The organism is cf. Phormidesmis sp. LEGE 11477 (assembly GCF_015207105.1).
Classification (GTDB): Bacteria; Cyanobacteriota; Cyanobacteriia; order Phormidesmidales; family Phormidesmidaceae; genus Phormidesmis.
In genome coordinates this window covers 1-1,525 of the sequence record NZ_JADEXO010000265.1, presented here as the reverse complement: position 1 = coordinate 1,525, position 1,525 = coordinate 1, and the positions used below count along the sequence as shown (strand labels likewise).

Genomic DNA, 1,525 nt, shown 5'->3' with positions numbered 1-1,525 from the left:
GTTTCCGTCCCCTTGTATGTTTAGAGGTAGGAGCGGTAGACCCAAATCCCCTAGAGCAGAGAGTGCCGTCGCAACGAACGAAAGTGGAAGTCTGAGAGTCTTCTGAAGTACGCTAAGCGTAGGAGCGTCAGACCCAATCCCCTGGTTCGTGAGCACTTGTTCATAGTTCGACCGTAAGCTTGGTCGCCGCTTCTATTCAGGCTGTTGAGAACTCGAAAAATCGCCAGGTCCACTCGCTAAGTTGATGAAGTGAGACCGTATCGCGCAAGGAAGAGCGCAACGTCTGAATAGTCAAACGATAGCATAAAAGTGGAGCTATATCATGTCAACAGAAGTCGCGAGACCCGTTGAATGGGTGGGCATTGACGTTTGTAAAGCCAAGCTAGATGCCTACGTCTTGAGTAAGCAAGCCTATCGCATCTTTGAGAACACCGAAGCAGGCATAGTTAAGCTGATAGCGTGGCTGCGAACGTATGAAAACGTACAGGTTGTCTGTGAAGCGACAGGGGGCTACGAAGCAGCAATGGCAAGGCAACTGCACGCAGCGAGTCTGCCTGTGAGTGTCGTTAACCCTCGTCCGGTCCGAGACCTGGCTAGAGCGCTGAGCAAGTTAGCCAAGACAGATCCGATAGACGCATATGTGATAGCCAAGTATGGCGAAGTCACCGAACCCGCGCCGACAGTATTCGTGAGTGAACTCGAAGATGAGCTGAAGCAGTGGGTGACCAGAAGGCAGCAGCTAGTCGAGATTCTCAGCGCAGAGAAGAACCGCCGCACGCTGCTACTGAGAGGCGTTGCCAGAGACGAAGTGAATGAACATATCGAGTGGTTAGAAGAGAAGATCAAGCAGCTTGATGGAAAGATTGACACGCTGAGTGAATCGACGGCTGAGTGGCGATCACGCAAAGCTATCCTGCGATCGCCTAAAGGTATCGGACCTGTCATCTCAGCCAGCTTTCTGGTACTACTGCCAGAGCTAGGTAAGCTGAATCGAGGACAGATAGCTGCGCTGGCAGGCTTAGCTCCGTTTAATAGAGATAGTGGTAAGTTCCGAGGACAGCGCAAGATCTGGGGTGGACGCGGTTCAGTGCGAGCATTGCTATACATGGCGACGCTATCAGCACTGCGGTCAAATCCGCCGATTCGATTGTTCTATCAGCACCTGCTAGAGAAAGGGAAAGTCAAGAAAGTGGCGATTATTGCCTGTATGAGGAAGTTGCTCATCTGCCTGAACTCGATGGTAAAGAACAACGAAATGTGGGACGACTACAAGGTGACTGCATTGCTGCAAAAGCCCTGATTCTGTTTGGTTTTAGCTGCCTCAGAACAGTCGTTCGGTCAGCGCTTTCTATCAATTTATCGCCTTTTTTTTGACTCACAGAAGACGGGCTATATGAACCTGCTTATTTTTGACAACAACAGACCAAAAGAGAGAAGAAAGCAAGCTTGAACAGCTCACTTTCTTCTGAAAAATTACTCAACCACCCTTGACAGCAAACATAATCGCTTGCGGGGTAATGGAATT

At 49.9% G+C, this 1,525-nt stretch carries 1 protein-coding gene; it reads left to right on the top strand.

Annotated elements, in window-relative coordinates:
* The first annotated feature begins 322 nt into the window (after positions 1 to 322).
* A complete protein-coding gene (locus IQ256_RS29195) occupies positions 323 to 1,300 on the top strand; it encodes an IS110 family transposase (protein ID WP_193859177.1) in 978 nt (325 codons plus the stop codon).
* The last annotated feature ends 225 nt before the right edge of the window (positions 1,301 to 1,525 follow it).